Here is a 23,011-nt window from a genome sequence, read left to right on the forward strand (position 1 = left end):
AGGCCGGCGGTGGAGGACTGCCGCGACTGCCGCGGACAAAGGAGTGTGACGCATGGCAACTGGACGGGTGAACCCGCACTTCAAGCTTGAAGATCAGGGCATCGAAGGGCTGGGCAATGTCTACTACAACTACCTGGAGCCGTCGCTGATCGAAGCGGCCCTCAAGCGCGGCGAAGGCACGCTTGGCCAGGGGGGCACGTTCCTGGTGACGACCGGCAAGTACACGGGCCGCTCGCCCAAGGACAAGCACGTGGTCAAGACGCCCAGCGTGGCCGACAAGATCTGGTGGGAAAACAACGCCGCGATGTCCCCCGAGGGCTTCGAGGCGCTGCATGCCGACATGCTGGAACACATGAAGGGCAAGGACTACTTCGTGCAGGACCTGATCGGCGGCGCCGACCCGGCCTATTCGATCAACGTCCGCGTCGTCTCTGAACTGGCCTGGCACAACCTGTTCATCCGCCACCTGCTGCGTCGTCCCGACCGCGAGGCGCTGAACGATTACGTCGCCGACTTCACCATCATCAACTGCCCCAGCTTCAAGGCCGATCCCGAGAAGCACGACTGCCGTTCGGACACCGTGATCGCGCTGAACTTCGACAAGAAGCTCATCCTGATCGGCGGCACCGAATATGCGGGCGAGAACAAGAAGTCCGTCTTCACCCTGCTGAACTACATGCTGCCCGAGAAGGGCGTGATGCCGATGCACTGCTCGGCCAACCACGCCAAGGGCAACCCGGTCGACACCGCGATCTTCTTCGGCCTCTCGGGCACCGGCAAGACCACCCTGTCCGCCGACCCCTCGCGCGTGCTGATCGGCGATGACGAACATGGCTGGTCGGACCGCGGCACCTTCAACTTCGAAGGCGGCTGCTACGCCAAGACGATCAACCTCTCCGCCGAGGCCGAGCCAGAAATCTACGCCACCTGCTCGATGTTCGGCACCGTGATCGAGAACATGGTCTACGATGAAGAGACCCTGGAGCTCGACTTCGAGGATTCCAGCCTGACGCAGAACATGCGCTGCGCCTACCCGCTGGAATACATCTCCAACGCCTCGCCCTCGGCGCTTGGCGGCCACCCGAAGAACATCATCCTGCTGACCTGCGACGCTTACGGCGTGCTGCCGCCGATCGCTCGGCTGACCCCGGCCCAGGCGATGTACCACTTCCTGTCCGGGTTCACCTCGAAGACCCCGGGCACCGAACGTGGCGTGCTGGAACCGCTGCCGACCTTCTCGACCTGCTTCGGCGCGCCCTTCATGCCCCGTCGCCCGGAAGAATACGGCAAGCTGTTGCAGGACAAGATCGCCAAGCACGGCGCGACCTGCTGGCTGGTCAACACCGGCTGGACCGGCGGCGCCTTCGGCACCGGCTCGCGGATGCCGATCCGCGCCACCCGCGCCCTGCTGACCGCTGCCCTCGACGGCTCCCTGAACGAGGCCGAGTTCCGCAAGGACGCCAACTTCGGCTTCGAGGTCCCGGTCTCCGTGCCCGGCGTCGCCGACGTGCTGCTGGATCCGCGCCGCACCTGGGAAGACGAGGCCGCCTATGACGCCCAGGCCGCCAAGCTGGTCGGCATGTTCTCCGAGAACTTCGAACAGTACCTGCCCTACATCGACGAGGACGTGAAGGCCGCCGCCATCGGCTAAGGCCCTTTTCGCCCCGAAGACAGCACGCCCCGCCCCTCCGGCGGGGCGTTTTGCGTGGCCCCCTTGACGCAGCGTCCGTCCCGGCGCATCACGGGGGCGCGGCACCATCGGAGGGGGTCGGTCCGCAGGAGGCCCGGGAGACATGCTCACCATCACGCACCGCCACCGGCAGGTCCGGGCCCTGGCCCTCGGGCTCTGGCTGGCGCTGCCCGCGCCCGCGCTGCTCGCCGGCCCCGCGCCTGCGCCCGCCACGGATTTCACCACCGCGCCGGTCGAGCTGGAAGAGGCCGGGATCTACTGCGGCACCGATCCGGTCGGCACCGAACCCGCCCCCGGCACCGAAAGCGGCTACATCCTGGTGGTGGCCCGGGACCAGCAGGCGGTGTCGCTGAACCGCCGCGTCCCCGCCGCCCTCGGCATTTCCTTCGGCGTGCGCATCCGCCTCGCCCCCGATGCCCCGCCCGGCGCCTACCGGATGGTGGTCCATCATCCCCCGATCGGCCCCGAAGGCATCACCCGCGAAGTCTGGGATCCCAATCTCGGCGGCGCCTTCGGCGTGCGCAGCTTCCTCTTCGAACACGAGCGAGAGCTTCAGCCGGGCCCCTGGTCCTTCGAGGTGGAGCGCGACGGCACGGTGCTGATGCGCCAGAGCTTCGAGGTCGTGCCGGCCCAGCAGGCCCCGGACGCGCTCGACATCTGCTTCGGCCGCGCCTTCACCTCCTGAACCGCGGCCTTTTCTTGTTCCAAATACCTCGGGGGAGTACGGGGGCAGAGCCCCCCGCCCCCTGCAGGTCGCGTCTCCGGCCTCAGCCCATCAGCGCGCGCCGCAGCAGGTTCAGCCCGGCAATCAGCAGCACCGCCAGGGTCAGCCTGCGAAACAGCGCCTGCTCGATCCGGTCATGGATGCGGAACCCCAGCCCCATCCCCGCCAGCGCCGCCGGCACCAGCACCAATGAGAACGGCAGCGTCTGCGCATTCAGCACGCCCGACCCCAGATGCGCCCCCAGCAATGACAGCGCCCCCAGCCCGTAGATCACCCCCTGGATCCGCACCTGCGCGCCCTTCGGCGTCTCCAGCGCGGTCAGGTAGGCCACCGTCGGCGGCCCCCAGACGCCCGAGACGCCGCCGATGCCCCCGGCCAGCGCCGCCACCGCGATCTCGACCCGTTTCGCCGGCGGATGGCCCAGCACCAGCGCCCGGCCCAGCAGCTGGCTGGCGGCATAAAGCACGATCAGCCCGCCGATCAGCCCCAGCATCAGCCCCGCCGGCAGCCAGCGCACCAGCTGCGCCGACACCATCAGCGCGACGAAGGCCACCAGCAGGAACAGGCGGAACTGCCGCACCACCGCCCAGGCCGCCGCGGGCCCGCCGCGCAACCCCTGCCAGGCATTCGTCACCAGGGTCGGAAGAATCAGCCCGGCCAGCGCCAGGTCCGGCGGGACCAGCGAACTCAGCCCGGAAATCAGGATCATCGGCATGGCAAATCCCACCATGCCCTTCACAAGTCCGGCAAACATCGCAAGGGCCAGGCAGGCCAGCAGCAGGGTCGGGTCGAAAAACAGTTCCATTCCAGATGGCTACCCGGTTCTCCCGGCAAGGCAAGAAGATTCATAAGGGTAATAAAAAGCCATATAGTCGCAGCATTACGCAAAATTATTGCGCTGCGACTGCAAAATGACTATACCCGGCCCGACCCGAGAGGTTCTCCAGAGGAGGAAATGTAATGCCCCGTGACGGACAAGACATGACGACCCCGCCCCTCGTGCTGCCGGATCTTCTGGCCCTGACCGCCGAGGCCCTGCCGCCGCTCGCCGCGCTCCAGGAGCACGCCCGGGCCGTGATCCGCCAGTCGGTCGAGGTCGATGGTCGCATTTCCGCACGCGCGGTGGAAGCCGCCCAGACCGCGACCCATGGCCTCGCCTGGCTGGCCACCTACATCACCGCGCTCCAGCAGATGCAGGCCTGGGCCAGCCGCCTCTCGGAAGAGGGGCGCCTCTCCGAGATGGAGACCCTGATCCTCCAGATCGCCTTCGGGGAATACCTGGGCCAGATCCGCGGCGGCATCCCGATGTCGCAGAACGAGACGGTGCGCCTGCCCGACCTGGGCCTTACCGAGGCCGACGAGGCGCTGCTGGACACCCCCGCGATCCGCACGCTGCTGCGCAGCGCCAACACCCAGGCCGCGCGCTCGCGCCTCGCGCAGCTGATGGTCGAGGCCCAGGGCTCGGGAATCTACGGCGCCTCCGGCCTGGATGAAGAGCTGGAGATGATCCGCGACCAGTTCCGCCGCTATGCTGCGGAAAAGATCGCCCCCGTGGCCCATGAATGGCACCTCAAGGATGAACTGATCCCCATGGAGGTGATCGAGGAACTGGCCGAGATGGGCGTCTTCGGCCTGACCATCCCGGAAAACCTGGGCGGCTTCGGCCTGCCCAAGGCCGCCATGGTCGTCGTCTCCGAGGAGCTTTCGCGCGGCTATATCGGTGTCGGCTCCCTCGGCACCCGCTCGGAAATCGCGGCGGAACTCATCCTCTGCGGCGGCACGGATGAGCAGAAATCCCACTGGCTGCCCCGCATCGCCTCGGGGGAAATCCTGCCCACCGCCGTCTTCACCGAACCCAACACCGGCTCGGACCTGGCCGCACTGCGCACCCGCGCGGTGAAGCAGGAGGACGGCAGCTATGCCGTCACCGGCAACAAGACCTGGATCACCCATGCGGCGCGCACCCATGTGATGACGCTGCTGGCGCGCACCGATCCCGCCACCACCGACCACACCGGCCTGTCGATGTTCCTGGCCGAAAAGACCCCCGGCACCGACGAAGACCCCTTCCCCACCCCCGGCATGACCGGCGGCGAGATCGAGGTGCTGGGCTATCGCGGCATGAAGGAATACGAGCTGGGCTTCGACGACTTCAAGGTCGCCGGCGGTAACCTTCTGGGCGGGGTCGAGGGCCAGGGCTTCCGCCAGCTCATGCAGACCTTCGAAAGCGCCCGCATCCAGACCGCCGCCCGCGCCATCGGCGTGGCCCAGGCGGCGCTGGATTGCGGGATGCAGTATGCGCTGGACCGCAAGGCCTTCGGTGGGCCGCTGATGTCCTTCCCGCGCGTCTCGGGCAAGCTGGCGATGATGGCCGTGGAAATCACCATCGCCCGCCAGCTGACCTACTTTGCCGCCTATGAAAAGGACCATGACCGCCGCTGCGACCTGGAGGCCGGCATGGCCAAGCTGCTGGGTGCCCGCATCGCCTGGGCCTGCGCCGACAACACGCTGCAGATCCACGGCGGTAACGGATTCGCGCTGGAATATCTGGCCTCGCGGCTGCTCTGCGACGCCCGAATCCTGTCGATCTTCGAAGGCGCAGCCGAGATCCAGGCCCAGGTCATCGCCCGCAGGATTCTCTCATAGGTTGCAAAATGCCGCATTGCGGCGTCATTTTGGGCAGCCCCGCGGCTTTTCCGCCCGGGCTGCCCGATCTGCCCTCCGATCAGAATGACGTAACGGAACTTCTCTGATAGGGTTAACCTATCTTAAGCAGTTTCTTTATCGGGACCCTCCCACCGATCCTTGTCATAGTGATTTGAACAAGGGCGTTCCCCGGTCGATACGGTCGGGTGCCCAGGGTGTGATTGCACCATTGCCGGAGTTCCGCTTCGGTCTGGCCGCAGGCTCCGGGCCTGCGGCCTTTGCCCTGCCCCTCTTAGCGATCCGTTAACCTTACCTGTTGTTAGGATTAACAAAAGAGATCCAGCAGAGGGGCCGGCATGGCGCATTTCTTCCAGCTGTTCCGAACCGAGCTGACCGATGGCCTGGCCGATGCCCCGTCCGAGCTGATCACCCTGGCCCTCTACGGCCCCGAGGAGGCCGTCGATCCCGATGACGGTGCCGGGCTGCAGATCATCGACCAGGACGGAGACGGGCTGATCTCGCGCGATGAGTTCCGCGATGCCACCGGCTATGGCGGCCTGGGGCTGAACCTGGGCGGAGAGGTGCTGCTGTTCGACGGCGCGCCGCCGCTGAACGATTTCACCGGCACGCTCTACAGTCCCGCCCCGGTTGTCGAGGGCGCCGATGTCAGCAGCTATCTTCAGCAGCTGGACCAGAATTTCACCCCGCTCCCGCCTGCGGACCTGCAGACCGCCAATCCCGACCAGGCCCCCGGCACCGATCCTACGGCCTCCCTGCCAGTCTGCTTCCACATCGGCACCCGGATCGCCACGCCGCAGGGCCCCCGCCCGGTCGAGCTTCTGGCCCCCGGCGATCTGGTGCTGACCCTCGATCACGGGCCGCAGCCGCTGCTGTGGTGCGGCGGCTACCTTCTGTCCCCGGCCCAGATCGACCGCCGCCCGGCGCTGGCCCCCGTGCGGATCGCGCCCGGCGCCCTGGGCCCCGGCCAGCCGGAGCGCCCGCTGATCCTGTCACCGCATCACCGGGTGCTGCTGCGCTCGCCCATTGCCGCGCGCATGTTCGGCCAGGCCGAGGTGCTGGTGCCGGCCCGCCACCTGACGCCGCTGCCCGGCATCGGGCGGCTGTTCCCCGTCACGCCGATCCATTACCGACACCTGCTGCTGGCGCGCCACGCGCTGCTGCTCTCGGAAGGGGCGGCAAGCGAAAGCCTCTTCGCCGGCCCCGAGGCGCAACGCCTCCTGGGCGACAGGGATCTGGATCCCGGCCCTCCGGCGCGGCTGCTGGTCGAAGGGGCGCGGGCACGCGGCCTGATCGCCCGTCACCTGCGCAACGGGCGCTCCCCCTGCGGGCCGCTGCCAGCTCAGGCTGGCCCGATCAGCGCGCTCGGCGCATCGTCGTCCTTCTGGAAATCCAGCGGCGCGGCATCGCGCACCGGGGTCGAGCGCTTGAACTCGTAGCGCATCTCGCCGTCCTCCTCCTCGGAGGCGATGATCAGGCAGGTGGCGATCAGCCGCGTGCCCTCCAGCAACTCGACCATGCCGCGCAGCGGCGGCACAACCCCGGCCTCGACGGCAAAGCCGCCATCCCAGCGGCGCAGCACCGTGTAGCGCTTGCCATCCACGGCCACCCGCAGGCGGGAAGCCTTGCGTTCCGCCTCGCGGCGGGCCCGCAGAATCTCGGCGGCAATCGCTTCGGGGAGGATCTCGGTCATGGCATCAGTCCCGTCTTCTCGGCCCGGGAACAGCCCCGGCCTCCCGAGGATGTGAGCCGAATCGGTCTGCGGTCAAGCCGGGAGGTCGCCCTCCCGGCGGCTTGCTCAGGCGCTGTTCCCCTTGCGCGACAGCCGGGGGCGCAGCACATGCGGCCGGGCCGCATCATAGAGCGCACTGTCGGCGAAATCGCCCACCTCGCCCAGCACCGGCCCAACCAGCACCAGCGCGGTGCGGGTGATCTTCTCGGCGCGGACCTTCTCCTGGATGTCCGACAGGGTGCCGCGGATGAAGGCCTGATCCGGCCAACCCACCCGGTAGGCCACCACAACGGGACAATCAGCGCCGTAATAGGGCACCAGCTGGCGCTCGATCTCGCGCAGGTGGCGAATGCCCAGATGAATGGCCAGGGTCGTGCGCGAACGGGCGAAATTCTCCAGCGTCTCGTGTTCGGGCATGGAGGTGCTCTTCATGCTGATCCGGGTCAGCACGATCGACTGGCCGATCTCGGGCACCGTCAGCTCCTGGCCCAGTGCCGCCGCCGCCGCCGCATAGGCCGGAACGCCGGGCACGATCTCGTAGTCGATCCCGTCGGCCCGCAGCCGCCGGATCTGCTCGGCGATCGCCCCATAGAGCGAGGGATCTCCCGAATGCACCCGTGCCACGTCCTCGCCCCGCGCCCGCGCGGCCAGGATCTCCGCATGGGTCTCCTCCAGCGTCATCGGCGCGGTGTCCATCACCCGCGCCCCTTCGGGCGCACCGGCCACCACCTCGGCCGGCACCAGGCTGCCGGCATACAAACACACCGGACAGGCCCCGATCAGCCGCTGCGCCTTCAGTGTCAGCAGTTCCGGATCCCCCGGCCCCGCCCCGATAAAATAGACCTTCATCACATCCATCCCGGCAAGGCCCCGGCCCCACCCATTTTCTTGTTCCAAATACCTCGGGGGAGTCGCGCAAGGCGCGACGGGGGCAGAGCCCCCTCTTCTCCCGATTGCGCCCCTGGCGGCGAGGGTCAGGCCCCCTCTTATCCCTTGACCGAAAGATCACCATCGATCCGCCGGGCATAGCCGCGGGGCGTGTACATACGCTCCCCCTCGCCCAAGGCTGCCAGTTTCGAATTGCTCGACCCAACCAGCACCACGGTCAGCATGTCGACCTCGTCGACCTCCAGCGCATCAAGGCGGCGGTAGCGCACCGCCTCTTCTGGCCGCCCGAGATTGCTGGCCAGCATCACCGGCGTATCGGCGGGGCGATGCTGCAACAGGATCTCGCGCGCCTCGGCCAGCAGGGTACGCCGGGTCTTCGACACCGGGTTATAGAAGGCGATGACGAAATCACCCTCCGCCGCCGCCTTCAGCCGCCGCAAAATATCATCCCGCGGCGTCAGCAGGTCCGACAGGGAGATCGCACAGAAATCATGGCCCAGCGGCGCACCCGCCCGCGCCGCCGCCCCCTGCAGGGCCGACACGCCGGGCGAACAGATCACCTCGATGCGCCGCGCCGCATCGCTCACGCCCAACTCCTCGGGGCCGCGATCCAGCAGTTCGAAGACCAGCGCGCCCATGGCATAGATCCCGGCATCCCCCGAGCAGACCAGCGCCACGTTGCGCCCCTCGCCCGCGCGTTCCAGCGCATAGCGGCAGCGCGCCTCCTCGCCGCCCAGCGGGAAGTCGCTGCGCGCCTTGCCCAGGGCCAGCGGTCCCAGCAGATCGATGTACAGACCATAGCCCACCAGTTCCTCGGCCTCCGAGACCAGCCGCGACACTTCCGGCGTGCGCCAGCTCGCCTGACCGGGGCCGATCCCCACGACCGACAACCGCCCGCGCGGACGCCCGCTCAGCGTGGTGATCGGCTCGGGCGCGCGGGCCAGCGCGCAGGTCGCATTGGCGCTCTTCACCTTGACCTGCGCCAGCATCGCCTCGGCCCCCGCGCCTGCCAGAGCAGCCCCCTCGGCCACCCCGTGGCAGCCGACCTCGGCAAAGACCACTTCGGAGGGGGTTGCCAGCCGTCCGGCCTCGGCCTCCAGCTCCGCCGCCGTATAGACCCTGAGCGGCACGCCCAGTTTCGCGGCCAGCGCATTCACCGCAGGCTCGTCGGCCTTCAGATCCAGCGTGCAGAGCGCCGCAATCGCCCCCGGCGCCACGCCGCTCTCGGCCAGCACGCCCTGAACCAGCGCCTCCAGTTCCTCGGGTGCGCAGTTGCGCGCACAGCCCACCCCCAGGGTGAAGACCTGCGGATGGAAGGCCAGAACGCCCTCGGGCTGCGGCCCGACGTCGACGCCGATCGCCACATCCCCCTTAGGCAGCCCCGAAAGCCAGTCGGCCCGCTCCGCCCAGATCCCCGACAGGGCAGCCCCGGCGCCCGACAAGAGCCGCGCCATGGCGTTTTGCGCCAGCGCGGGCGTGCCCAGGGTCCAACCCACAGGCGGCTCGTCCAGCGCCAGGCCCAGCGTCACGTCCCCGGCGGTGGTCACGGCGGCCACGGCCTCAAGCGCCTGGGCGATCTCGCGCGCCAGACGGTTCGCGCCGCGATGCCCGCCCAGCAGCGGCACCACCACCGACCCGTCATCGCTGACGGAGATCACCGCAGGCTCGGCCTTCTTGTCGGCCAGCAGCGGCGCCACGGCCCGGATCAGGATGCCGCTGGCACAGATCCCCACCACGGGGCGCCCGGCGGCAAACATCTCGCGCGCGAAATCCAGCGCATTGGCAAAGGTGGCATCCGCCCCGGCCACGCGCCCGGCGCGCCCGTGCAGCGGCACGCCCAGAGCCTCCGCCACCTTGCGGCCCACGGCCTCTCCCGCGCCCGAGACGCACATCACCACCGGAGTCACAGCCAAGGATCATTCCCCTTACGAACCAGAATCATCGAAAAATAAGGCGCCGTTTCAGGCGCATCGCACAGCGGCACCACCACCTCTTCGGGCAGGGTGGCACGCTCCACGTAGACGGCGCGACCTTCCAGCCCCAGCCCGGCCAGCACGGCACGGATCTTCGCCAGATGCCGCCCGACCTTCATGATCGCCACGCTGTCGGCAGCGGCAATGCGCGCCGCCATCTCGGCCTCGGGCAGCGGGCCGGGGATCACCTCCAGCCGCTCGTTCCTGGCCACCAGCGGCAAGCGCGCCCGCGCCGAGGACGCCGAAACCGAGGTCACCCCCGGCACGATCTCGACCGCGAAGCGCCCCTCAAGACGTGCGAACAGGTACATGAAGGAGCCATAGAAGAACGGGTCGCCTTCACACAGGCACACCACGTCCTCGCCCGCAGCCAGCGCCTCGGCGATGGCTTCGGCCCCGGCATCATAGGCGGCCTGCGCCGGCCCCCGTTCCACCACCATGGGCACATCCATGACGATTTCCCTCACATCGGGCGCGATCAGCCCGGCGGCAATGCGGCGCGCGAAACTCTCGGCGCCGGCCAGCGTCGGATAGGCAATGACCCGCGCCGCGCCGATCAGCCGCGCGGCCTTCAGCGTCACCAGCTCCGGATCGCCCGGCCCCAGCCCGACACCATACAGCCGACCGCTCATGCCGCCGCCCCTTTCATCTTTCCAAAAATACGGACTCCCCACATCAGCGTTTCAGCACCGACCATTGGGTAACGCCCATCTGCGGCTTCCACCCGCGCAGCCGCCCCACCGGGGCCATCCGCGCAACCGAGATCCGTACCAGATCTCCGCCCAGGTCCGCCTGCATCCGCGCCAGCAACGCCTCGCTCTCCAGCGTCACGGCATTGGCGACCAGCCGTCCGAAGGGCTTCAGCGCGGCCCAGGCCTGCGTGACCGTTGCTTCCGACACCCCGCCACCGATGAAGACCGCGTCCGGTTCCGCAAGCCCGCTCAGCGCCTCGGGCGCCCGGCCCTCGACCAGATGCAGCCGGGGCGCCCCCAGCCGCAGGGCATTTTCCGCCGCCAGCGCCCGGCGGTCGGCACGCGGTTCGATCCCGATGGCGCGGGCATCGCGGGCGCCCCGCATCCATTCCACCCCGACCGAGCCGCAGCCCGACCCGATGTCCCACAGAAGCTGGCCGCGCATCGGCATCAGTTTTGCCAGCGTCAGCGCGCGCAGCTCCTGCTTGGTGAAATTGCCGTCATGGACAAAGGCGTCATCCGGCAGACCGATGCGCGGCAGGACCTGCGCCTCCGGCCCCGCGATGCACTCGACCGCAAGGGTATGGAAGGCCGGCACCTCGGCGTCCCAGCTTTCGGCCAGACCGTCGAAGCGGGCCTCCTCCGCGCCGCCCATATGGGCGAGAACGGTCATGCGCGCGGCGCCGTAGCCGCGATCGCGCAGCAGCGCCGCGATCTGGCCGGGGGTCTCGGACCCGGCGGTCAGCAGCAAGAGCCGCGCGCCGGGCTCCACGAAGCGCAGCACCTGTTCCGCCGGGCGGCCATGCACCGTCAGCGTCTCCACATCCGCCAGCGACCAGCCCATCCGGGCCGAGGCCAGCTGAAAGGCCGACACCTGGGGGTGATAGGTGATCTCCGAAACCGGGATCTCGCGCCCGATGCGGGCGCCGACGGAATACCAGAGCGGATCACCCGTCGCGAGGACCACCACCCTGCGCCCCCGATGGGCCAGCAGCGTGTCGATCATCGCATCGAAGGGCGAGGGCCAGGCGAGGCGTTCCGCCGTGGTGTTGCCGCACAGGCCATGGTGGCGGGCGCCGCCCAGGATCACCTCGGCGTCCGCCACCACGGCGCGGGTGGCGGAAGAGAGGCTCTCTTCCCCCGCCGCGCCCAGGCCGACGATGTGCAGCCAGGGGGTCATGCAGATTCGCCCGGCAGGCCTGCCGCCAGGGCGTTGACCGCCGCCGAAGCCATGGCCGAGCCGCCCTTGCGGCCCCTGAGCGCCACGAAATCGCAGCCCCGGGGATTGGCGGCGAGCTCTGCCTTGCTTTCGGCGGCGCCCACGAAGCCCACCGGGAAGCCCAGGATCACCGCGGGTTTCGGCGCGCCCGCATCCAGCGCCTCGAGCAGGTGAAACAGGGCGGTCGGCGCGTTCCCGATGGCCACGACAGCGCCCTCGAGACGGTCACGCCAAAGCTCCACCGCCGCGGCCGACCGGGTGGTCCCCAACTGCGCCGCCAGCCCGGGGACGGAAGCGTCGTTGAGCGTCACGAGGACCTCGTTTTCCGCCGGCAGGGCGCGGCGGATGATGCCCGCGCCGACCATCTCGCAGTCACACAGGATCGGCGCGCCGGCCCGCAGGGCGGCATGGCCCCTGGCATAGGCCTGCGCCGAGAAGGCGAGGCGGTCGGCGATTTCCACCATGCCGCAGGCGTGGATCAGCCGGATCGCCATCCGATCAAGCCCCGCCGGGAAACGCTCCAGCCGGGCTTCGCGACGCACGGTGGCAAAGCTTTCCGCGTAGATGGCGGCAGGGTCCTTCAGGTAGGGACGCATCGGGGGCCTCATGTGGGACGCCGGAGGCAGGGCCTCCGGCGGGCATATTTAAGGAAAGATGAAAGCCTTACGGCTTGCGCCGGGCGCTTTCGGGACCATGCGGGTGTTTCGCATGGGGATATTCCGGGTGGGCGTGATCATGGTGGTGATGCCCGTGATCATGATCATGCGGATGATCGTGGTCGTGCCCATGGTCATGATCGTGGTGGTGGTGCCCGTGGTCATGGGCGTGATCGTGATCATGGTCGTGCCCATGATGATGCCCGTGGCCATGGCCGTGGTGATGGTGGTGGTCCATGTCGAGACGGCATTCCCCGGTGCAGAACGTGTCGCACAGGGTGCAGTCCTCGACGTTGGAGCCCGGCGCCGAGGCGCCCTGGCCTTCCACATGGTGGTGGTGGCTTTCCTGCGGACTGCCGACCTCGGCCTCGAAGCCCAGGATCTGGGTGCGGTACTTGCAGGTTGCGCAGTTCGGCGGGGGCACCTCGCCGACCTGTTCTGTGATGCGTTCCGCGAAGGTTTCCAGCACCTTGGGGTGATCGTTCAGATAGCCCGCCTTGACGAACTGGATCCCGGGATGGCTGGCGGCAACCTTGTCGGTGAAGCCGTAGATCCGGTCGATCAGGATGCCGGTGAAGAGGAAATAGGGGAAGACCAGCACCCGCTTGTAGCCAAGCTTCGTCACATGGGTCAGGCAGGGTTCGACCAGCGGGAAGGTGACGCCGGAATAGCCGGTTTCGCACCAGCCGAAGCCCAGCCCCTCGTGCAGCATCCGGGCGATCTTGGCGACATTGCCGTTGGCATCCGGATCCGAGGCGCCGCGGCCGATCACCACCAGGCAGGTCTCCTCGTAGGGGACCGGGCCCTGTTCGGCATCGGCGGCCTCCATGGCGTCGCGGATACGGGCGCCGGCGGCGGCGATCATCTTGGGATCGACACCCAGTTCGCGACCATAGGTGATCTCGATCCCGTGCTTCGCGGCATAGGTGTTCAGCACCGTCGGGATGTCGTTCTTCGCATGCATCGCGGCAAACAGCATCCCCGGCACCGCCAGGATCCGCTCGCAGCCCGCGTCGCGCAGCCGGTCAAGGCCGTCGCGGATCACCGGGTTGGCGAATTCGAGGTAGCCGTAATCCACCTCCCAGTCGCGGGGCAGCAGCGCAGGCAGTTTCTGGGCCAGGACGGCAAACTCGTCCACGGCGGCCTGGCTGCGCGAGCCATGGCCACAGATCATAACACCGGTTTTCATCATCTTACGCCTTCTGAAGCTCGCCCTCGGCCTCGGCGTCGTCCGAGGCCTCCTCGGCCTCCTCGCCCTCGGCCTGCGCCTTGTCCTCTTCGGATTTTGCCTTCACGCCGCGCAGCAGTTGCCAGGCGGCGATCGCCAGCGCGGCGCCCAGGGCCGCAGCCCCCAGCCAGTGCGCATGACCGGCGGCCTCGGCCAGGTGGCCGGGATGGGCGGCGGCGGGCAGCGGCAGCAGGGCCAGCAGGACCGGACCTGCGGCGGCAAAACGAATGGGCATCGGGCGCTCCTTCCTGTCGGTGGCCCGGAGGCCTGAGATTGGTCAAGCGGGAGGAAGGAAACGACGCGCACCCCACGGGCAGCGGGGCGCGTCCTGTCGACGATGCCCCCGGGCCCCCGATCTGGGTCGGCCCCGCAGCGCACTCCTGTCCGGCCCGCTCCGGGCTCGTCTGCTTCGTCTATAGGCGTTGCGCCCCGGCGGCGCAATCAAAGCCCCACCGGCGCGCGCAATCCCCGCAGGCCGGGCCGGTTCAGCCTGCAGACCTGCGGCACGAAAGCACAGGAAGTAGGGATCCCGGGGGAGTGATGTGCACAGACGCACTTCGCCTGCGCGCCTGTCGGGCTTGGCCGGCGGCCCGTCCCGGCCTAGCTGAGGGGCAGATCAATTATACCCAGATATGATGCAAGGAGGGCTTTTCCGATGGGCCTGTTGGTAGACGGCAAGTGGCAGGACAAGTGGTACGACACCAAGGCGACGGGGGGCTCCTTCGTGCGCACGGTGGCGCAGTTCCGCAACTGGGTGACCGCCGATGGCGCCCCCGGACCCACCGGCAAGGGCGGTTTCAGGGCGGAAAGCGGGCGCTATCACCTCTATGTTTCCTATGCCTGCCCCTGGGCGCACCGGACGCTGATCTTCCGCGCCCTGAAGGGCCTTGAGGATCACATCACCGTCTCCGTCGTGCATCCGCACATGCTGGGCGAGGGCTGGACCTTCGACACCGATTTCGACGGCGCCACCGGCGACACGCTGATGGGACTGCGCTACATGCGCGATGTCTACCTGAAGGCCGATCCGGAAATCACCACCCGCGTCACCGTGCCGGTCCTCTGGGACAAGCAGCAGGGCGAGATCGTCTCGAACGAAAGCTCCGAGATCATCCGGATGCTGAATTCCGCCTTCGACGGGATCACCGGCAACCATGACGATTACTGGCCCGAGGCCCTGCGCGAGCGGATCGAGGCACTGAACACGCGGATCTACGACACCGTCAACAACGGCGTCTACAAGGCCGGCTTCGCAACCTCTCAGGAGGCCTATGATGCCGCCGTGGGGCCGCTGTTCGACAGCCTCGACTGGCTGGAGGGGATCCTGTCGGAGAACCGCTACCTGCTGGGCGACACCCTGACCGAGGCCGACTGGCGCCTGTTCACCACGCTGATCCGCTTCGACACGGTGTACCACACGCATTTCAAGTGCAACCGCAAGCTGATCCAGCAGTACCCGGCGCTCTGGGGCTATGTGAAAGAGCTGTACCATGTGCCCGGGATCGCCGCGACGGTGCATTTCGATCACATCGCGCACCACTACTACTACAGCCACGACACCATCAATCCGCACCGCATCGTGCCGGTGACGCCCGCGCTCGACCTCGACAGCCCGCATGGCCGCGAGGCGCTGAGCCGCGCTGCCGCCTGATACTTGACGCCTGACACTTGACGCCTTCGGCGCCGGAGCCCTAGCGGGCGACGGCGCCGTAATGTTCGACCATGGCGGCCAGATCCGCCGGGGGGGCCCCGCTGTTCATCAGCGCGCAGGCATTCACCGCGTGGCGGAAGATCGACCCGTCCGAGAAGAAGCTGGTGTCGGTGACGAAGATCACCCGGGCCTCGGGCTGTCGGTAGCTGGCGTAATCCGCGATGGCCAGCGCCGACCCCTCGTCCAGCACCAGATCCATCACCAGAACGTCGAAGGTGCGCGCGCCCAGCAGCGCCACCGCCGCCTCCTGGCCATGGACCAGTTCGGCCTGCATGCCCTGACGGTCCAGATGCCGCTTCCACAGCCAGCCCAGGTTCGGCTCGCTCTCGACGATCAGGACACGGGGCATACGCGGCCCCTCCGTGGTGGACGTGTCGTCCCCGGCCTCCTCGACCGCCAGGACGGGATGGCTTCTGGCCATGATATCCCTGAAATCCTGCACCGCTTTGTCCTGTCCGCTTCTGCGCACCGGCCTGTTGCCCGACGCTTGACACCTGATGCAAACACTCTCCGCCGGATTGCCTAACAAATCATTAACCACGGCACGGCGCGGTCACCTCCGATAAGGATTTGCCTTTTCGGCGCCGCTGCGGTGAAACGGGCCGGCGTGGCCGGTCCCGGCGCGCGACAAGAATGAGGCCCCGATGAGCACCTGGATCACCATCTGCGACACCTGCAAGACCGAGAGCTGGGACGCCGCCTCGGGGCGTACCGACGGAGAGGCGCTGGCCGCCCTGATCGAACCGGCGGCGGCGGCGCGCGGGGTGAAGACGCGGCGGGTCTCTTGCCTGATGGGCTGCAAGCAGGGCTGCAACGTGGCGATCCAGGGGGCGGACAAGCTGAACTACACGCTGGGCCGCTTCGAGCCGACCGCGGAAGCCGCCGAGGCGATCGCCGACTATGCCGCCCTGCACCAGGAAAGCGCCACCGGGCAGGTGCCCTTCCGCCAGTGGCCGCAGGGGGTGAAGGGGCATTTCGTGACCCGCCACCCGCCGCTGCCCTCCGAGGACGCGTGATGGCGCGCGACCACGGCGGCAACCTGGCGGCGGCGCAGGCCGCCTTCGGGGGCGCGCCCGGGGACTGGTGCGACCTCTCGACCGGGATCAACCCGGTGCCCTACCCGCTGCCCGCCTTTGCCGAGACCGACTGGACCGCTCTGCCCGACGCCCCGGCGCAACAGGCCCTGCTGGCCGCCGCGCGCCGCTTCTGGGACGTGCCCGAGGGCGCCGACATCCTTGCCGTGCCGGGCTGCTCGGCCGCCATTGCCCGGATGCCGGGGCTGATGGCCCCCGCCCGGGTGCAGATCACCGGCCCCACCTACAACGAACATGCCGCCGCCTTCCGCGCCCAGGGCTGGGAGGTCTGCGAAACCGAAGGCAGCGCGCGTGTCCTGGTGCATCCGAACAACCCCACCGGCGCCTTCCACGCCGCCCCCGGCCCCGCCGCGCTGACGATCCTGGACGAAAGCTTCTGCGACATCGCGCCGGAGCAGTCGCTGATCCACCTCGCGACGCGGCCCGACGTGCTGGTGCTGAAAAGCTTCGGCAAGTTCTGGGGCCTCGCGGGGCTGCGGCTGGGCTTTGTCATCGGGACACCCGCGCGCATCGCGGCGCTTTCGGCGCTGATGGGACCCTGGGCGGTCTCGGGCCCGGCGCTGCGCACCGGGCGGGCGGCGCTCTCGGATCCGGACTGGGCGGCGGCGACCCGCGCCCGGCTGATGCGCGATGCCGCGCGCCTTGATGCGCTGGTCACCGCCACCGGGGCAACGCTGGCCGGCGGCACCCCGCTGTTCCGCCTTTACGACTGCGCCGATGCGCAGGCGCTTCAGCAGCGCCTCGCCCGCGCCCGGATCTGGAGCCGCATCTTCCCCTATTCCACCCGCTGGATCCGCCTGGGCCTGCCCGCACCGGACCGCTGGGCGCAGCTTGAGAAGGCCCTCGCATGACCCACGCCGCCGTCCTGGTCCTGGCGCTGCTCCTTGATGCCTTGCTGGGAGAGCCGAAATGGCTCTGGAACCGGCTGCCGCATCCGGCGGTGCTGATGGGGCGGCTGATCGGCTGGGCCGATACGCGGTTCAACGCGGGCCTTGCGCGCAAGGCGAAGGGCATCGCGCTGGTCATCGGGCTGGTCGTTCTGGGCTGGGCCCTTGGCACGATGATCGCGGCGCTCGGCTGGCTGCCGCAGGTGCTGGCGGGGGCGATCCTGCTGGCGCAGAAATCGCTGGTCCAGCATGTCCGTGCCGTGGCCGAAGCGCTGCGGATCTCCCTGCCCGAGGGGCGGCGGGCGGTGGCGATGATCGTCGGGCGCGACACCGCGGCGATGGACCGGGGCGCGGTCAGCCGCGGCGCCATCGAAAGCGCCGCCGAGAACCTCTCGGACGGGGTGACGGCGCCGGCGTTCTGGCTGCTGGTGGGCGGGCTGCCGGGGATCCTGATCTACAAGCTGGTGAACACCGCCGACAGCATGATCGGCTACCGCACGCCGCGCCACGAGGCCTTCGGCTGGGCCGCCGCGCGCCTTGACGACCTGCTGAATCTGATCCCGGCGCGCGCCACCGCGCTGATCCTCGCCGCACTCTCGGGGCATCTGGGCGACTGGGGCAGTATCGTGGCCGAGGCGCGCCGCCACCGCTCTCCCAATGCCGGCTGGCCCGAGGCCGCCATGGCGCGCTCCCTCCGCGTCGCGCTCTCGGGGCCGCGCTCCTACCATGGCAAGATGCGCGACTTTCCCTTCGTGAACCCCGAAGGGCACCGCCAGCCCGGCCCCGAGGCGATCGAGGCCGCCTGCACACAGCTCTGGCGGGTCTGGGGCGTGTTGCTGGCCGGCGCCTTCCTGCTGGCCCTGGTCTTCTGATCATTTGCCCGTCACGCTCCGGCTGCTAGCCTTGCGCCGCAGCATAGGAGACAGAGACTCATGCCCGCCACGTTCCTGCGCCTCGGCGCGGCCCTTCTGGGGCTCGCCCTGCCCGCCCCGCTTCTGGCCCAGGCGCCCTGCGGCGGCGACTTCGCCGGCTTCCTCGACGGGCTGAAACAGGAGGCCATCGCGAAGGGCCATGATCCCCAGGCGGTGGCACAGTTCTTCGCCACGGTGCGCCAGGACCCCGAGGTGATCCGCGCCGACCGCCGCCAGGGCGTGTTCCAGCTGGATTTCACCAGCTTTGCGCGGCGCCTGATCTCTCAGAACCGGATGCAGGTGGGAGCCCGAAAGGCCCGCAGCGAGGCCGCCACCTTCGCGCGCATCCGCAGCGCCGAGGGCGTGCCGCCCGGCATCCTGCTGGCCTTCTGGGGATTCGAGACCGATTTCGGCGCCGTGCAGGGCGATTTCAACACCGCCAACGCGCTGGTGACGCTGGCCCATGACTGCCGCCGCCCCGATCTGTTCCGCCCGCAGGTGCTGGCGGCGCTCTCGCTCTACGAACACGGCGATTTCGATCCCGCCTCGACCACCGGCGCCTGGGCCGGAGAGATCGGCATGGTACAGATGCTGCCCCAGGACATCCTGGTGAACGGTGTCGATGGCGACGGCGATGGCCATGTGCATCTGAAAAGCTCTGCCCCCGACGCGCTGATGTCGGGCGCCCGGATGCTGAGCGCGCTCGGCTGGGCGCCGAACCAGCCCTGGCTGCAGGAGGTCCGCGTGCCCGACCAGATGGACTGGTCCCAGGCCGGGCTGCAGACCCGGATGAGCGCGGCAGAATGGCAGGCCATGGGGGTCACGCCGCGTTCGGGCAGCTGGGACAGCGACAGCCTGCCGGCCTCGCTGATCCTGCCACAGGGCCGCAAGGGGCCGGCCTTCCTGGCCTACCCGAACTTCTCGGTGCTCTTCGAATGGAACCAGAGCTTTACCTATGTGCTGACGGCGGCCTATTTCGCGACCCGGCTGGAAGGGGCGCCGGTCTTCGATGCGGGCCATCCCGACGCCGGGCTCAGCGGAGCGCAGATGATCGCCTTGCAGAAAAAGCTCCAGGCGATGGGCTACCACGTCGGAGAGATCGACGGCATCCTCGGCGCCAACACCCGTGACGCGGTGCGCGACGTGCAGCAGAAGCTGGGACTGCCGGCCGATGCCTGGCCGACGCCGGCACTGCTGGACCGGCTCTAGGTTTCATCTTTCCATAAATAAATATGCAGAGGCGTGTGAAAACCGGGGCGGGAGGGGGGCTCTGCCCCCGTCTCCTGCGGAGACTCCCCCGGGATATTTATGGCCAGATGATGAAGAGCGCCGCCAGCTCCGCAGGAGATGGCCGCGCCGGGGCCGGCTCGATGCCGGGCCCGGCGCGCCTCAGGCGACCATCTGCTCCGCCTTTTTCAGGTCGACCGAAACCAGCTGGCTGACGCCCTGTTCCTGCATGGTGACGCCGAACAGGCGGTCCATCCGGGCCATGGTCACCGCGTGGTGGGTGATGATCAGGAAGCGCGTGTCGGTGCGGCGGCACATCTCGTCCAGCATGTCGCAGAACCGCGTCACGTTGGCATCGTCGAGCGGCGCATCGACCTCGTCCAGCACGCAGATCGGGGCCGGGTTGGCCAGAAAGACCGCGAAGATCAGCGCCATCGCCGTCAGCGTCTGTTCGCCGCCCGACAGCAGCGACAGGGTCGAAAGCTTCTTGCCCGGCGGCTGGCACATGATCTCGAGGCCTGCATCCAGCGGGTCGTCGCTTTCCACCAGCTCGAGCTTGGCCTCGCCGCCACCGAAGAGGTGCCGGAAGAGCTGGGTGAAGCTGGCGTTGACCTGTTCGAAGGCGGTCAGCAGCCGTTCGCGCCCCTCGCGGTTCAGCCCGGCAATGCCGTTCCGGAGCGCGCGGATCGCCTCCTCGAGGTCGGATTTCTCGGTCACCAGCGTGTCGTGTTCCTCGCGGACCTCGCGGGCGTCTTCCTCGGCGCGCAGGTTGACCGCCCCCAGGGCATCGCGCTGGCGTTTCAGGCGGTTCACCTCGGCCTCAATCTGGTCCGAGGGCGGCATGGCCTCGACCGGCGTTTCGAGGCTGTCGAGCAACTGCTTCGGCGTCATCTCCATCGCCTCGGCGATGCGTTCGGCGGCTTGGGTCACCGCTTCGGCCGCGGCATCGGCACGGGCCTCGGCCCGCGCCCGGGCCTCGCGCGCCTCGGAGGCGGTGCGTTCGCGGTCGCGCTCGGTCGCGGTGGCCTCGCGGGCAGCGGCCTCGGCCCCGGCCAGCTTGTCGGCGGCGATGCTGCGGCGCCCCTCGGCCTCGGCAATGGCCTCGGTCAGTTCCTCGCGCTTCGCGGCCAGCTCCTCGGGGGCGGCCATCGCCTCCTCCAGCTGCGCCTCGGTCTCGGCCCGGCGCGCGTCCAGCTCGGCGATCCGGCGGTCGGCGCTTTCGAGGCGCAGCCGCCAGCCCGAGACCTCCTTGGTGATTTCCTGGCCCCGGCGGGTGCGGGCCTCGCCCTCACGGCGCAGCTCGTCATGGGCGGCGCGGCGCGCCATCATCGCCATGCGCGCGGCCTCGACCGCCATGCGGATCTGCTCGATCCCGGCGCGGGCCTCGTCGAGATCGGCAAGGTCCGCCACCGTCGCCTCGGCATCCTTCAGCTGGGCGCGGGCGGTGGTCGCATCCGCCTCGTGCCGGCTCACCGCCAGACCAAGGCTTTCCAGCTTGGAGGCCGAGAGGTTCTTCTCGGCCTCGGCGCGCGACAGCCGGCGGGCGGCCTCGGACACGGCCCGGTCGGCCTCGGCGCGGGCCTGACGGGCGGCCTTGTCGGCTGCGCTCAGCGCCGAGAGCCGTTCGGAGAGCCCCTCATGGGTCTCGCGGGCGGCCTCGGCGCGCTCCTCGGCCATCTCCAGCTCGCCGCGCAGCTCTTCCAGGCGATTGATCTGCTGCAGCCGCAGCGCCGCGGCCGAGGGCGCATCCTCGGCACCGGCGCGGTAGCCGTCCCAGCGCCACAGGTCGCCTTCCACCGAAACCAGCCGCTGACCGGGGTGCAGCTGCGCCTGAAGCGCCGCACCCTCGGCGGCCCTCACCAGCCCGATCTGGGCGATCCGGCGGACCAGCACGCCCGACACCGTCACGTGATCCGACAGCGGCACGACGCCTGCGGGCAGACCCTGGGGCGCATCGTAGCCCGGCAGTTCGACCCAGCCCGAGGGATCGGCAGCCGAGACGACCGGCGCGCGCAGGTCATCCGCCAGCGCCGCCCCCAGCGCCTTTTCGTAGCCCGGCGCGACGCGCAGGCTGTCCAGCACCTGGCCGCCTTCGACCGCATCGCGCTGCACCAGGCGGGCCAGGGCCGCGACCTCGGCCTGCAGCGCCTTCACCTCGCCATCGGCAGAGGAGCGCGCGGCGCGGGCATCGGCCTCGCCGGACTGGGCCTCGGCGCGGGCGGCCTCGGCCTCGGCCAGGGCCTCCTCGGCGGCCTCGGCGCGAGCCCGGGCGATCTCTTCGGCCTCGGCGGCGGCCTCGGCCTCCTCGATGGCATGGTTGGCGGCGCCGCGCGCCTCGGCCACGGCCTCGCGGGCGCGGGCGGCCTCGGCCTCGCTGCGGGCCAGCATCTTGCGGCTGTCCTCAAGGAAGCGGGTCGCCGACTGGTGACGGGCCGCGAGCCGGGCCACGTCCTCGGTCAGCTGCGACAGGTCGGCCTCGCGCTCGCCCAGCACCTCGGCGGCTTCCAGCGCCAGCTCCTGCGCCTCCGACAGCGCCTCGGGGTGGCCGTCATGGGCCTTGGCGATCTCGCGCGCTTCCCAGTCGAGGCGTTCGATGGTTTCGCCCGCGTCGCGGTTCAGCCCGGCCTCGCGCTCGCGGTCGCTGGAGAGCTGCTCGATCCGGTTGCGCAGGGTGGTGATCTCTTGCAGGGCGCGGGCCTGCTGGTCAGACAGCGCGTCACGCTGCACCGAGAGCCGTTGCAGGACAGCCGCCGCGATGGCCTCTTCCTCGCGCAGGGGCGGCAGCGCCTCGTCCAGCTTCTGGCGCAGCTCGGCGGCCTCGCGGGCCAGCCGTTCGGCCTGGGCGGCGGTGGTGGCGGCGCCGCGCAGCGCGGCGATCGCGCTGTTGCGGGCCTCGTCCGCCTCGCGCCAGCGCCGGTAGAGCAGCATCCCCTCGGCCTGCCGCAGATCGGTGCCGATGGCCCGGTAGCGCGCCGCCTGGCGCGCCTGCCGCTCCAGCGAGGACAGTTGCTGCGCGAGCTGTTCCACGACATCATCGACCCGCGCCAGGTTCTGTTCGGCGCCCTTCAGCTTCAGCTCCGCCTCATGGCGGCGCTGGTAGAGGCCCGAGATCCCGGCGGCCTCTTCCAGGATCCGGCGCCGCGCCTTCGGCTTGGCGTTGATCAGCTCGGAAATCTGGCCCTGCCGCACCAGCGCGGGCGAATGCGCGCCCGTGGAGGCGTCGGCGAACAGCATCTGCACGTCGCGCGCCCGCACGTCCTTGGCGTTGGCCTTGTAGGCCGAGCCGACATCCCGGGTGATCCGGCGCACGATCTCCAGCTGGTCGGCATCGTTGAAGCCCGCAGGCGCCAGCCGGTCGCCATTGTCGATGGTCAGCGCCACCTCGGCGAAATTGCGGGCCGGCCGGGTCGAGGCGCCGGCAAAGATCACGTCTTCCATGCCGCCGCCGCGCATCGCGGTCGGGCGGTTCTCGCCCATGACCCAGCGCAGGGCTTCCAGCAGGTTCGACTTGCCGCAGCCGTTCGGCCCCACCACCCCGGTGAGGCCCGCGTTGATCACCAGCTCCGTGGGATCCACGAAACTCTTGAAGCCGGTGAGACGGAGGCGGGAAAAGCGCAAACGGAGGGCCTTTCTGCGTCAGGTTGAATCCGGGTGTTGCGACAAAGGTGCGATCCGGGGCCGGGGCTGTCAACGCGAAGCTTACCCGATATGGGAT

Annotated in this window: 20 protein-coding genes; 9 read left to right on the forward strand and 11 right to left on the reverse strand. The window is 69.4% G+C overall.

Annotated elements, in window-relative coordinates; genetic code table 11:
• Positions 1 to 52 precede the first annotated feature (52 nt).
• Entirely contained in the window at positions 53 to 1,651 is a 1,599-nt protein-coding gene (locus KM176_RS12685; RefSeq protein WP_160894548.1) for a phosphoenolpyruvate carboxykinase, read from the forward strand.
• 142 nt (positions 1,652 to 1,793) lie between these two features.
• Entirely contained in the window at positions 1,794 to 2,375 is a 582-nt protein-coding gene (locus KM176_RS12690) for a DUF3859 domain-containing protein (protein WP_160894549.1), read from the forward strand.
• A gap of 82 nt (positions 2,376 to 2,457) precedes the next feature.
• Here the strand turns inward: KM176_RS12690 and KM176_RS12695 are convergent, their stop codons facing one another.
• Positions 2,458 to 3,219, reverse strand: a complete 762-nt coding sequence (locus KM176_RS12695; protein WP_160894550.1) for a sulfite exporter TauE/SafE family protein — start codon at positions 3,217 to 3,219, stop codon at positions 2,458 to 2,460.
• Positions 3,220 to 3,374: 155 nt separating this feature from the next.
• Here KM176_RS12695 and KM176_RS12700 point away from each other — a divergent pair, with 155 nt between their 5' ends.
• Together KM176_RS12700 and KM176_RS12705 are read left to right on the forward strand one after the other, a co-directional pair.
• Positions 3,375 to 5,060: an acyl-CoA dehydrogenase family protein gene (locus KM176_RS12700; protein ID WP_160894551.1), complete on the forward strand. Its 1,686-nt coding sequence runs from the start codon at positions 3,375 to 3,377 to the stop codon at positions 5,058 to 5,060.
• Positions 5,061 to 5,416: 356 nt separating this feature from the next.
• Complete coding sequence (locus KM176_RS12705) at positions 5,417 to 6,517, forward strand: Hint domain-containing protein (protein ID WP_160894552.1); 1,101 nt, start codon at positions 5,417 to 5,419, stop codon at positions 6,515 to 6,517.
• On the opposite strand, the gene KM176_RS12710 is transcribed toward KM176_RS12705, so the two are convergent.
• The 8 genes from KM176_RS12710 to KM176_RS12745 all read right to left on the reverse strand — a co-directional run bounded on the left by KM176_RS12710 (position 6,421) and on the right by KM176_RS12745 (position 13,701).
• Positions 6,421 to 6,771 carry a hypothetical protein gene (locus KM176_RS12710; protein WP_160894553.1) on the reverse strand — a complete coding sequence of 117 codons (351 nt, stop codon included), beginning with the start codon at positions 6,769 to 6,771 and terminating at the stop codon, positions 6,421 to 6,423. The genes KM176_RS12705 and KM176_RS12710 overlap by 97 nt on opposite strands.
• A gap of 105 nt (positions 6,772 to 6,876) precedes the next feature.
• Complete coding sequence (cobM, locus tag KM176_RS12715; RefSeq protein ID WP_160894554.1) at positions 6,877 to 7,659, reverse strand: precorrin-4 C(11)-methyltransferase; 783 nt, start codon at positions 7,657 to 7,659, stop codon at positions 6,877 to 6,879.
• 137 nt (positions 7,660 to 7,796) lie between these two features.
• On the reverse strand, positions 7,797 to 9,611 hold the full coding sequence (cobJ, locus tag KM176_RS12720) for a precorrin-3B C(17)-methyltransferase (RefSeq protein ID WP_160894555.1): 1,815 nt from the start codon (positions 9,609 to 9,611) through the stop codon (positions 7,797 to 7,799).
• Complete coding sequence (gene cobI / locus KM176_RS12725; protein WP_160894556.1) at positions 9,602 to 10,303, reverse strand: precorrin-2 C(20)-methyltransferase; 702 nt, start codon at positions 10,301 to 10,303, stop codon at positions 9,602 to 9,604. Before cobI ends, cobJ begins: the two co-directional genes overlap by 10 nt.
• Positions 10,304 to 10,346: 43 nt before the next feature.
• Positions 10,347 to 11,543 carry a precorrin-6y C5,15-methyltransferase (decarboxylating) subunit CbiE gene (cbiE, locus tag KM176_RS12730; RefSeq protein WP_160894557.1) on the reverse strand — a complete coding sequence of 399 codons (1,197 nt, stop codon included), beginning with the start codon at positions 11,541 to 11,543 and terminating at the stop codon, positions 10,347 to 10,349.
• Complete coding sequence (locus KM176_RS12735) at positions 11,540 to 12,178, reverse strand: precorrin-8X methylmutase (RefSeq protein ID WP_160894558.1); 639 nt, start codon at positions 12,176 to 12,178, stop codon at positions 11,540 to 11,542. The genes cbiE and KM176_RS12735 overlap by 4 nt, the downstream gene beginning before the upstream one ends.
• A 67-nt stretch (positions 12,179 to 12,245) precedes the next feature.
• A complete protein-coding gene (locus tag KM176_RS12740; protein WP_160894559.1) occupies positions 12,246 to 13,430 on the reverse strand; it encodes a sirohydrochlorin chelatase in 1,185 nt (394 codons plus the stop codon).
• 1 nt (position 13,431) lies between these two features.
• Positions 13,432 to 13,701: a DUF6732 family protein gene (locus KM176_RS12745; RefSeq protein WP_160894560.1), complete on the reverse strand. Its 270-nt coding sequence runs from the start codon at positions 13,699 to 13,701 to the stop codon at positions 13,432 to 13,434.
• A gap of 420 nt (positions 13,702 to 14,121) precedes the next feature.
• Here KM176_RS12745 and KM176_RS12750 point away from each other — a divergent pair, with 420 nt between their 5' ends.
• Entirely contained in the window at positions 14,122 to 15,117 is a 996-nt protein-coding gene (locus KM176_RS12750) for a glutathione S-transferase family protein (protein WP_160894561.1), read from the forward strand.
• A 40-nt stretch (positions 15,118 to 15,157) separates the two neighbouring features.
• Here KM176_RS12750 and KM176_RS12755 read toward each other — a convergent pair whose 3' ends face one another.
• Positions 15,158 to 15,526, reverse strand: coding sequence for a response regulator (locus KM176_RS12755; protein ID WP_160894613.1), 369 nt, complete (start codon positions 15,524 to 15,526; stop codon positions 15,158 to 15,160).
• Between the two features lie 295 nt (positions 15,527 to 15,821).
• Between KM176_RS12755 and KM176_RS12760 the strand changes: the two genes are divergently transcribed.
• Genes KM176_RS12760 through KM176_RS12775 form a run of 4 tightly spaced genes read left to right on the forward strand, consistent with a single transcriptional unit; the run spans position 15,822 to position 19,278 of the window.
• Positions 15,822 to 16,193 (forward strand): DUF1636 family protein, encoded by a 372-nt coding sequence (locus KM176_RS12760; RefSeq protein WP_160894562.1) that lies wholly within the window; start codon positions 15,822 to 15,824, stop codon positions 16,191 to 16,193.
• Positions 16,193 to 17,122 carry a threonine-phosphate decarboxylase gene (locus KM176_RS12765; RefSeq protein ID WP_160894563.1) on the forward strand — a complete coding sequence of 310 codons (930 nt, stop codon included), beginning with the start codon at positions 16,193 to 16,195 and terminating at the stop codon, positions 17,120 to 17,122. Before KM176_RS12760 ends, KM176_RS12765 begins: the two co-directional genes overlap by 1 nt.
• A complete protein-coding gene (gene cbiB, locus KM176_RS12770) occupies positions 17,119 to 18,030 on the forward strand; it encodes an adenosylcobinamide-phosphate synthase CbiB (RefSeq protein ID WP_160894564.1) in 912 nt (303 codons plus the stop codon). Before KM176_RS12765 ends, cbiB begins: the two co-directional genes overlap by 4 nt.
• A gap of 60 nt (positions 18,031 to 18,090) precedes the next feature.
• The gene (locus KM176_RS12775) at positions 18,091 to 19,278 is read left to right on the forward strand and encodes a lytic murein transglycosylase (RefSeq protein WP_160894565.1); all 1,188 of its coding nucleotides are present in this window, start codon (positions 18,091 to 18,093) and stop codon (positions 19,276 to 19,278) included.
• Positions 19,279 to 19,458: 180 nt separating this feature from the next.
• Here KM176_RS12775 and KM176_RS12780 read toward each other — a convergent pair whose 3' ends face one another.
• On the reverse strand, positions 19,459 to 22,914 hold the full coding sequence (locus KM176_RS12780) for a chromosome segregation SMC family protein (RefSeq protein WP_160894566.1): 3,456 nt from the start codon (positions 22,912 to 22,914) through the stop codon (positions 19,459 to 19,461).
• Positions 22,915 to 23,011 lie beyond the last annotated feature (97 nt).

The organism is Pseudooceanicola endophyticus, from assembly GCF_018760365.1.
Lineage (GTDB): Bacteria > Pseudomonadota > Alphaproteobacteria > Rhodobacterales > Rhodobacteraceae > Pseudooceanicola > Pseudooceanicola endophyticus.

Coding starts and splice junctions, on each gene's coding strand:
- KM176_RS12745 (WP_160894560.1), bottom strand. CDS start 13,701: ATGCCCATTCGTTTTGCCGCCGCAGGTCCGGTCCTGCTGGCCCTGCTG.
- KM176_RS12690 (WP_160894549.1), top strand. CDS start 1,794: ATGCTCACCATCACGCACCGCCACCGGCAGGTCCGGGCCCTGGCCCTC.
- cbiB (WP_160894564.1), top strand. CDS start 17,119: ATGACCCACGCCGCCGTCCTGGTCCTGGCGCTGCTCCTTGATGCCTTG.
- KM176_RS12760 (WP_160894562.1), top strand. CDS start 15,822: ATGAGCACCTGGATCACCATCTGCGACACCTGCAAGACCGAGAGCTGG.
- cobM (WP_160894554.1), bottom strand. CDS start 7,659: ATGAAGGTCTATTTTATCGGGGCGGGGCCGGGGGATCCGGAACTGCTG.
- cobI (WP_160894556.1), bottom strand. CDS start 10,303: ATGAGCGGTCGGCTGTATGGTGTCGGGCTGGGGCCGGGCGATCCGGAG.
- KM176_RS12735 (WP_160894558.1), bottom strand. CDS start 12,178: ATGCGTCCCTACCTGAAGGACCCTGCCGCCATCTACGCGGAAAGCTTT.
- KM176_RS12685 (WP_160894548.1), top strand. CDS start 53: ATGGCAACTGGACGGGTGAACCCGCACTTCAAGCTTGAAGATCAGGGC.
- cbiE (WP_160894557.1), bottom strand. CDS start 11,543: ATGACCCCCTGGCTGCACATCGTCGGCCTGGGCGCGGCGGGGGAAGAG.
- KM176_RS12750 (WP_160894561.1), top strand. CDS start 14,122: ATGGGCCTGTTGGTAGACGGCAAGTGGCAGGACAAGTGGTACGACACC.
- KM176_RS12710 (WP_160894553.1), bottom strand. CDS start 6,771: ATGACCGAGATCCTCCCCGAAGCGATTGCCGCCGAGATTCTGCGGGCC.
- KM176_RS12700 (WP_160894551.1), top strand. CDS start 3,375: ATGCCCCGTGACGGACAAGACATGACGACCCCGCCCCTCGTGCTGCCG.
- KM176_RS12740 (WP_160894559.1), bottom strand. CDS start 13,430: ATGATGAAAACCGGTGTTATGATCTGTGGCCATGGCTCGCGCAGCCAG.
- KM176_RS12695 (WP_160894550.1), bottom strand. CDS start 3,219: ATGGAACTGTTTTTCGACCCGACCCTGCTGCTGGCCTGCCTGGCCCTT.
- KM176_RS12775 (WP_160894565.1), top strand. CDS start 18,091: ATGCCCGCCACGTTCCTGCGCCTCGGCGCGGCCCTTCTGGGGCTCGCC.
- KM176_RS12705 (WP_160894552.1), top strand. CDS start 5,417: ATGGCGCATTTCTTCCAGCTGTTCCGAACCGAGCTGACCGATGGCCTG.
- KM176_RS12755 (WP_160894613.1), bottom strand. CDS start 15,526: ATGCCCCGTGTCCTGATCGTCGAGAGCGAGCCGAACCTGGGCTGGCTG.
- KM176_RS12765 (WP_160894563.1), top strand. CDS start 16,193: ATGGCGCGCGACCACGGCGGCAACCTGGCGGCGGCGCAGGCCGCCTTC.